This is a genomic window from Dietzia sp. DQ11-71 (genome assembly GCF_014144995.1).
In the GTDB taxonomy this organism is placed as follows: domain Bacteria; phylum Actinomycetota; class Actinomycetes; order Mycobacteriales; family Mycobacteriaceae; genus Dietzia; species Dietzia kunjamensis.
Genome location: NZ_JAALDT010000210.1, coordinates 1 through 7,285, shown reverse-complemented (window position 1 = coordinate 7,285; position 7,285 = coordinate 1). Strand labels below are relative to the sequence as shown.

The 7,285-nt window shown below is 67.2% G+C and carries 9 protein-coding genes; 4 read left to right on the top strand and 5 right to left on the bottom strand.

Features of this window, described 5'->3' with window-relative positions; genetic code table 11:
• Positions 1–101: 101 nt before the first annotated feature.
• Together G6023_RS08345 and G6023_RS08340 are read left to right on the top strand one after the other, a co-directional pair.
• Positions 102–530, top strand: a complete 429-nt coding sequence (locus tag G6023_RS08345; protein WP_182634958.1) for a VOC family protein — start codon at positions 102–104, stop codon at positions 528–530.
• A 60-nt stretch (positions 531–590) separates the two neighbouring features.
• Positions 591–1,367: an SDR family NAD(P)-dependent oxidoreductase gene (locus G6023_RS08340; RefSeq protein ID WP_067718885.1), complete on the top strand. Its 777-nt coding sequence runs from the start codon at positions 591–593 to the stop codon at positions 1,365–1,367.
• A gap of 155 nt (positions 1,368–1,522) precedes the next feature.
• Here the strand turns inward: G6023_RS08340 and G6023_RS08335 are convergent, their stop codons facing one another.
• The 4 genes from G6023_RS08335 to G6023_RS08320 form a co-directional block, all read right to left on the bottom strand.
• Positions 1,523–2,353: an amino acid ABC transporter permease gene (locus tag G6023_RS08335; protein WP_163376157.1), complete on the bottom strand. Its 831-nt coding sequence runs from the start codon at positions 2,351–2,353 to the stop codon at positions 1,523–1,525.
• A complete protein-coding gene (locus tag G6023_RS08330) occupies positions 2,350–3,012 on the bottom strand; it encodes an amino acid ABC transporter permease (RefSeq protein ID WP_067718880.1) in 663 nt (220 codons plus the stop codon). The genes G6023_RS08335 and G6023_RS08330 overlap by 4 nt, the downstream gene beginning before the upstream one ends.
• 113 nt (positions 3,013–3,125) lie before the next feature.
• Positions 3,126–3,944: a glutamate ABC transporter substrate-binding protein gene (locus G6023_RS08325; RefSeq protein WP_119192757.1), complete on the bottom strand. Its 819-nt coding sequence runs from the start codon at positions 3,942–3,944 to the stop codon at positions 3,126–3,128.
• Positions 3,945–4,001: 57 nt separating this feature from the next.
• Positions 4,002–4,736 (bottom strand): amino acid ABC transporter ATP-binding protein, encoded by a 735-nt coding sequence (locus G6023_RS08320; RefSeq protein WP_069389523.1) that lies wholly within the window; start codon positions 4,734–4,736, stop codon positions 4,002–4,004.
• A 114-nt stretch (positions 4,737–4,850) separates the two neighbouring features.
• Here G6023_RS08320 and G6023_RS08315 point away from each other — a divergent pair, with 114 nt between their 5' ends.
• On the top strand, positions 4,851–6,089 hold the full coding sequence (locus G6023_RS08315; RefSeq protein ID WP_182634956.1) for a fatty acid desaturase family protein: 1,239 nt from the start codon (positions 4,851–4,853) through the stop codon (positions 6,087–6,089).
• A gap of 2 nt (positions 6,090–6,091) precedes the next feature.
• Positions 6,092–6,556: a hypothetical protein gene (locus G6023_RS08310; RefSeq protein WP_200841539.1), complete on the top strand. Its 465-nt coding sequence runs from the start codon at positions 6,092–6,094 to the stop codon at positions 6,554–6,556.
• Positions 6,557–6,616: 60 nt separating this feature from the next.
• On the opposite strand, the gene G6023_RS08305 is transcribed toward G6023_RS08310, so the two are convergent.
• The gene (locus G6023_RS08305) at positions 6,617–6,895 is read right to left on the bottom strand and encodes a WhiB family transcriptional regulator (RefSeq protein ID WP_067718868.1); all 279 of its coding nucleotides are present in this window, start codon (positions 6,893–6,895) and stop codon (positions 6,617–6,619) included.
• Positions 6,896–7,285 lie beyond the last annotated feature (390 nt).

The window sequence follows — 7,285 nt, the reverse complement described above, 5'->3', positions numbered from 1 at the left end:
GACGGCGCCCAGAATTAACGTGACCGGCGCCGCAGACGGGTCTAGCGTTGCGAATACCGGGTAGCACCGGCACGCGGTCGCCCACGACGAGAGGCTCCGACATGGCCATGACCTGCGTCCCCTACATCTCCTTCCCCGCCAATGCGGCGGAGGCGTTCCCCTACTACCAGGAACTCTTCGGCGGGAAGCTCGAGGTGATGACCTACGACCAGTTCCCCTCCACCGAAGACTTCCCGTTCGACCCACCGCACGGTTCGGTCGCCCACGCGACCCTCGAGGCCCCCGGGATCAGCCTGACCGGCGGTGACGCCATGGGCGAGAGCCTCCCGCAGCCGCGCAGCGACGTCTACTCGTTCCTGCTGGGATTCGACACCGAGGACGAGGCCCGTGCGTTCCTGGACAAGGTCACCTCGAGCGGTGGCGAGATGGCGATGCCGTTCGAGGTCGCCCCGTGGGGTGACCGGTACGGGCAGGTCCACGATCGGTTCGGCATCCGCTGGGACGTCGTCGTGTCGGGCACCGGAGACTGATTACGCACTGACCCGGCCAAGCCACCCTTATCCAGCGCCCGTGCTTGTTACCGTTCTGGCATGGAAATTTCTGGAGCAAGTGCCATCGTCACGGGCGGTGCGTCGGGAATCGGCGCCGCCGTCGTCCGTCAGCTCGCCGCCAAGGGCGCCAAGGTCGTCGTCGCCGACCTCAATGCCGAGAAGGGTGAGGCCCTGGCGAACGAGGTCGGAGGCGTGTTCGTCTCCGTCGACGTCACCAAGACCGACCAGAACGAGAAGGCCGTCGCCGCCGCTCTCGAGCTCGGCCCGCTGCGCTACCTCGTCAACTCGGCCGGCATCGGCTGGGCGCAGCGCACCATCGGCCGCGACGGTGAGTACTCGTCGGCCTTCGACATCGACTCGTTCCGCAAGGTCATCGACATCAACCTCATCGGCTCGTTCGACATGCTGCGGCTGGCCGCCACCAAGATGAGCACGCAGGAGGCCGACGAGGACGGACAGAAGGGCGCCATCGTCAACATGGCCTCCGTCGCCGCGTTCGACGGCCAGATCGGCCAGGCCGCCTACTCCGCCTCGAAGGGCGGCATCGTCGGCCTGACCCTGCCCGTCGCGCGTGACCTGTCGGCCGCCGGCATCCGCCTCAACACCGTGGCGCCCGGCCTCATCGACACCCCGATCTACGGCGAGGGCCCGGACTCGGAGGCGTTCAAGGCCAACCTCGGCTCGAATGTCCTGTTCCCGAAGCGTCTCGGCTCGGGCGACGAACTGGCGTCCATGGTCATGGAGCTGCTCACCAACCCGTACATGAACGCGGAGACCATCCGCGTCGACGGTGGCATCCGGATGCCACCGAAGTAGCACGCCCCCGGAATCGACCACGCCCCCGGGCATCGAAAAGGACGTTCCGCGCACTCCCCTCTCGGGCGATGTGCGCGGAACGTCCTTTTCGTCGGTGTGGGTTCTCGACGGTGTGGGTCCTCGACGGTGCGGGCTTTCGACGGTGCGGGTGCGGGTCAGGCCTTCGCGCGGCGCTTCTTCATCCGGCCCTCGAGGTACACGGCGAACTTGGTGAGTGTGTAGTTGACGAGGATGAACAGGATGCCCGCCACGATGTAGGCGGGGACGGTGTTCGCGTACGCCGAGCCCAGGGTCTTGGACCAGTTGAGCAGCTCCAGGTAGGTGATGCCGTAGCCCAGTGCGGAGTCCTTGAGGACGACGACGAGTTGGCCGACGAGGGCCGGGAGCATCGCCGTGAGTGCCTGGGGGAGCTGGATCGAGCGCAGCACCTGCCCCGGGGTGAGGCCCACGGCCAGTCCCGCCTCGGACTGCCCCGCGGGCAGCCCGTGGACACCCGAGCGGACGAGCTCGGCGATGACCGCGCCGTTGTAGAGGGTGAGCGCGGTGACGACGGCGGCGAGCGGCGCGTGCTGGTTGGGCACGATGTTGGAGGTGGCGAAGTAGCCGAAGTAGGCGAAGACCATCATCAGCAGCACGGGCACGGAGCGGAAGAACTCCACGATCACGCTGCAGAACCAGCGCAACGGTGCGAACGGCGAGAGCCGCCCCATGCCGAAGAGCAGCCCGAAGACCACGGCGAGCACGATGGAGATCGCCGCCGCCGTGAACGTCCCCTTGAGGCCCGGGATGAGGTAGGACGTCCACACCTCGGGGTCGGTGACGAACGGCTCCCACATGAAGGCCTTGAGCTGGCCGGCCTTCTCGAACTGGAGATAGATGACGTAGGCGATGGCGACCACGAGGACCACGCCGACAGCGGTGAGGATCCTGTGCCGCAGCCGGGCCTTGGGGCCGGGTACGTCGAAAAGTACCGCCTGTGTGCTCATCGCTTCACCGACAGCTTCCGGGAGAGGGAGGTGGTCCACAGTCCGATCGGGAGGGTGAGGACCACGAAGACCATGGCGAAGAAGAAGAACGTCAGCAGGCTCGCGCCCTCGTTCTCCGTGATGACCTGGAGCAGGCCGGCGGAGTCCCCGACACCGATGACCGCCGCGACGGTGGAGTTCTTGATCAGCGCGATGACCACCGACCCCAGCGGGGCGATGGACCCGCGGAACGCCTGCGGGAGGATGACCTCTCGCATGGACTGGCCGAAGGCCAGACCGATCGAGCGGGCGGCCTCCGCCTGCCCCACCGGGACGGTGTTCACGCCGGAGCGCAGGGCCTCGCAGACATACGCGGCGTGGTAGACGGCCAACATGATCGCGGCCCACCAGAAGGCGTTGCGGGCGAAGTCGTCCGAGACCGACAGCTGGAGGATGAAGGACAACCCCAGGATGCTGAAGACCATCAGCAACGTCAGCGGGAGGTTCCGGAACGTGTTGACGTACGAGGTGCCCAGGCCGCGCAGGACAGCCACCGGGGACACGCGCAGGACGGCGATGATCGTCCCCAGGACCATGGCCCCGATGGTGCCCAGGACCGAGAGCTGGATCGTCACCCAGACCGCCCCGAGGACGTCGTAGTCGGCGAAGATGTCGCCCATGGTCCACCTTCCGTGGTGAGGTGCCCGCCCTCCTCCCCGCGCCGGTGGGTCGGCGCGGGGAGGGAGGCGGTGGTCGGCCGGATCGGGTGCCGATCCGGCCGGGTCGGATCAGATCAGGCGCAGGCCTCCGGCTCGGGCGGATTGCCCTCGCCCGGGGTGAAGCCGGCGGCGCCGAGGTTCTCCTCGACGGCGGTGTCCCAGGTGCCGTCCGAGATCATCTCGCGGATGGCCTCGTTGATCTGCTCGCACATCTCCGTGTCGCCCTTGGCGATGCCGACGCCGTACCGCTCCTCGGAGAACGGCTCGCCGACCACCTTGAGCTGGCCCTGGTACTGGTCCTGGGAGGCGTACCCCGCGAGAATCGTGTCGTCCGTGGTCAGCGCGTCGACCGCATTGGACACCAGCGCCGAGACACACTCCGAGTACGTGCCGAACTCCTGCAGGTTCACACCCGGCACCTGCTCCTTGACCGTCTGGGCCGACGTCGACCCGGTGACCGAGCACAGACGCTTGCCGTCGAGGGAATCGGGACCGGTGATCGAGTCGTCGTCGGAGCGGACCAGCAGGTCCTGACCGGCGATGAAGTACGGGCCGGCGAAGCCGACCTTCTCCTTGCGGGAGTCGGTGATGGAGTAGGTGGCCACGATCATGTCGACCTGACCGGTCTCCAGCAGCGTCTCGCGCTGGGCGCTGGGGGCCTGCACCCACTCGATCTCGTCCTCGGGGGTTCCGAGCTTGTCGGCGATGTAGCGCGCCACGTCGACGTCGAGGCCGGTGTAGTCGTTGCCCTCCTTCAGCCCGAGTCCCGGCTGGTCGAACTTGATGCCGACCTTGAGCTGGTCCTCGCCGCCGCCATCGTCGCTACCGCACGCGCTCACGCCGAGTGCCAGGGCGACGGCCGCCGTGGCCGCTCCGATCCGTCGGATGTTCATGGGTTCTCCTCGTGGGATGGGTGGATGGGTCTCGTTCGGGTCCGCGGACGGGCCCGACTAGTTGGTGAGGATCTTGGACAGGAAGTCCTTGGCCCGGGAGCTCTGCGGATTGGTGAAGAACTCCTCCGGGGTGGCCTGTTCGACCAACTCTCCGTCCGCCATGAAGATCACGCGGTCGGCCGCCTTGCGGGCGAAGCCCATCTCGTGGGTCACCACGACCATGGTCATACCGGTCTTGGCCAGCCCCGTCATCACGTCGAGGACCTCGTTGATCATCTCCGGGTCCAGGGCGGACGTCGGCTCGTCGAAGAGCATGACCTTGGGGTCCATCGCCAGCGACCGGGCGATCGCCACGCGTTGTTGCTGACCGCCGGACAGCTGCGCCGGGTACTTGGACGACTGCTCGTGGACACCGACCCGTTCGAGCAGTTCCATCGCGCGCTTCTCGGCCTCCGACTTGGACTGTTTGCGGACCTTGATGGGACCCAGCGTCACGTTCTCGAGGATCGTCTTGTGCGCGAACAGGTTGAACGACTGGAACACCATCCCGACGTCGGCCCGCAGTCTCGCCAGCGCCTTGCCCTCCTCGGGCAGCGGCTTGCCGTCGATGGTGATGGAGCCGCTCTCGAAGGTCTCGAGCCGGTTGATCGTGCGGCACAACGTCGACTTCCCGGACCCCGAGGGGCCGATCACCACGACGACCTCCCCCTGCTCGATGGACAGGTTGATGTCCTTGAGCGCGTGGAAGTCACCGAAGTGCTTATTGACGCCTGAGATCTCGACGAGAGCCATGGTGGGATCATAAGCGTCCGATGAACGCTTGCCGGTCAACTCGGCAGTAGTTGTCCGCAGTTCGGGTTTCCCGGAACGGTCGACATGACGCTGACCGCTACGTACCGTTCTTACATGGCGATATCTGATGTAAGGGAATACGCCCATCTCTCCGCCGAGGACGTCGATGCCATCGGTGAGGAACTGGACGCGATCCGCCAGGAGGTCGTCGACTCCCTCGGGGACGACGACCGCCGCTACGTGCAGAACACCATCCGCCTGCAGCGCGGACTGGTGACCGGCGGCCGGGTCGTCCTCCTCTTCTCCGGGTACCGACCCGCGTGGCTGGTGGGCACCGGACTACTGGCGGCCGGGAAGATCATCGAGAACATGGAGCTCGGGCACAACGTGATGCACGGGCAGTGGGACTGGATGAACGACCCGGTCATCCACTCCAGCTCCTGGGAGTGGGACATCGTCGGCACGTCCGAGCACTGGAAGGCCACCCACAACTACCACCACCACAAGTACACCAATATCGTCGGCATGGACGACGACGTCGGGTACGGCGTGGTGCGGGTGACCCGCGACCAACCGTGGCACCCGGCGAACTCGCTCAACCTGGTGTGGAACACGATCCTCGCCCTCGCCTTCCAGTGGGGCGTCGGCGTCCAGCACCTGGAGATCGCGCCGGCGACGATCAACTCCTCCGGGCGGGCCGAGCGCAAGAAGCGGATCGGCCAGTTCCTCCGCAAGGCCCGGCGCCAGGTGGGCAAGGACTACGTGTGGTTCCCGCTGCTGTCGGGGCCCAACTGGAAGTCCACCATGAGCGCCAACATGACCGCGAACATCATCCGCAACCTGTGGTCCAACGCCGTGATCTTCTGTGGCCACTTCCCGGACGGCGCCGACAAGTTCACGCTCGAGGATCTCGAGTCCGAGACGCAGGCGCAGTGGTACCTGCGCCAGATGCTCGGCTCCGCGAACTTCACCGGCAGCAAGCTCACGCACTTCATGTCCGGCAACCTGTCGTTCCAGATCGAGCACCACCTCTTCCCGACGCTCCCGTCGAACCGGTACGCGGAGCTCTCGGAGAAGGTCCAGGACGTCTGCCGGCGGTGGGACCTGCCGTACACCACCGGGCCGCTGTACAAGCAGTACTGGCAGTCCTGGCGCACCATCGCCAAGCTCTCGCTCCCGAACCGGTTCCTCAAGGCCACGCCGGACGACGCGCCGGAGACCCGCTCGGAGAAGATGTTCGCCGGCGAGCCGACGACCTACGACGACGCCGTGGGTCCGCGCTCCGGCCTGGTCACCGCGCTCAAGCACCACACCGACCCCGACCAGCTCCGCCGTCTGACCCGGACGGTCTGAGCGTGGCGGGCCCGGGACCCGGCGACCGGACCCCGAGCGTCGACGGGACGCATCGCCGACCCGACGGCGCGACCGACGCCGAGATCGAGGCGGCCGGGACCGTCGGCGAGGCGATGGAGTACATCGAGCGCGCCCGCGGACACCTGTACGACCTGCACCAGCTGATCGGCCGGGCGGATATCCTCTTCCAGGAGGCCGCCGACCAGCTGGACGATGCCGGCCGGTCCGAGCTCGCCGCGCGCATCCGTGAGGAGATGGTGGGGGTCAACGTCCTGCACGGGCGCTGGACGTTCCAGATCGTCGAGGAGTTCGACGACGGGTTCTGGAGCACGGCCCGCGCCCTGGACAGCGCGGTGCGCGACGAGCTCACCGGAGGACGACGGCATGTCCACGAGGCGGAGATGAAGGAAGCCAACCGGACCGGCGGCCGCCGGGGGCACGAGGCCACCCCGCAGGATCGCAACTAGGTCCCGCGGACCGCCAGCCTGCCACCCGGGTACACGGCCGCCGACTCGCCGCCCGGGTCGTCAGCCGGTGCGGTGGCGGCCGGAGATCCTGTGCCTCTCGGCCTCGGTGAGTCCGCCCCACACTCCGTAGAGTTCACCGGAATTGAGGGCGAACTGCCGACAGGTATCGAAGACCGGGCACGTGGCGCAGACCGACTTGGCCTGCTCCTCCTTCTTGCGCCGCTCCCCCTTCGACTCCTCCTCCAGGCTGTAGAACAGGTCTTCGTGCCCGATGCACGCGGCGTTGTCACGCCAGGACCAGAAGTCCGAGGTGGGTTCGAGGTTCCTGTATCTCGGCATTCATCCTCCGTCCCTGCGCCTCGCGAAGTGCCCTGCCTCGAGCCCTGAAAGTTCGTCGTTCGCAGTCGATGACGCAATACTGTCAGGGTTCCGGGGACGTCGCGCCGCACTTTCGGGGTCGTGAGATGAAGTATCGCCCCCCGGGGACGGCATGTGTGCAGCAGTTATCAGCCTTCGTGATGGCATCGTGAGAAAACGCCTAGGCGTGGTGGGGTGGCGTGGATCACCCGAAAAGGGGCCTACTTCGTCGTCGTCGTCGTCGCCCGGATGACCTCCGCGGCGCGGTGTGCCGCCCCGTCCACCCCCCACCACGACCGGATCCCGGCGGCCTCGCCGTCGAGGGCGCGGTCCACCTGTGCGCGCACCTCGCGCGCGACCGCCGTCGGGCCG

Excerpts from the sequence above, each read along its gene's own strand:
- G6023_RS08345 (WP_182634958.1), top strand. The coding sequence starts at position 102 with ATGGCCATGACCTGCGTCCCCTACATCTCCTTCCCCGCCAATGCGGCG.
- G6023_RS08340 (WP_067718885.1), top strand. The coding sequence starts at position 591 with ATGGAAATTTCTGGAGCAAGTGCCATCGTCACGGGCGGTGCGTCGGGA.
- G6023_RS08335 (WP_163376157.1), bottom strand. The coding sequence starts at position 2,353 with ATGAGCACACAGGCGGTACTTTTCGACGTACCCGGCCCCAAGGCCCGG.
- G6023_RS08330 (WP_067718880.1), bottom strand. The coding sequence starts at position 3,012 with ATGGGCGACATCTTCGCCGACTACGACGTCCTCGGGGCGGTCTGGGTG.
- G6023_RS08325 (WP_119192757.1), bottom strand. The coding sequence starts at position 3,944 with ATGAACATCCGACGGATCGGAGCGGCCACGGCGGCCGTCGCCCTGGCA.
- G6023_RS08320 (WP_069389523.1), bottom strand. The coding sequence starts at position 4,736 with ATGGCTCTCGTCGAGATCTCAGGCGTCAATAAGCACTTCGGTGACTTC.
- G6023_RS08315 (WP_182634956.1), top strand. The coding sequence starts at position 4,851 with ATGGCGATATCTGATGTAAGGGAATACGCCCATCTCTCCGCCGAGGAC.
- G6023_RS08305 (WP_067718868.1), bottom strand. The coding sequence starts at position 6,895 with ATGCCGAGATACAGGAACCTCGAACCCACCTCGGACTTCTGGTCCTGG.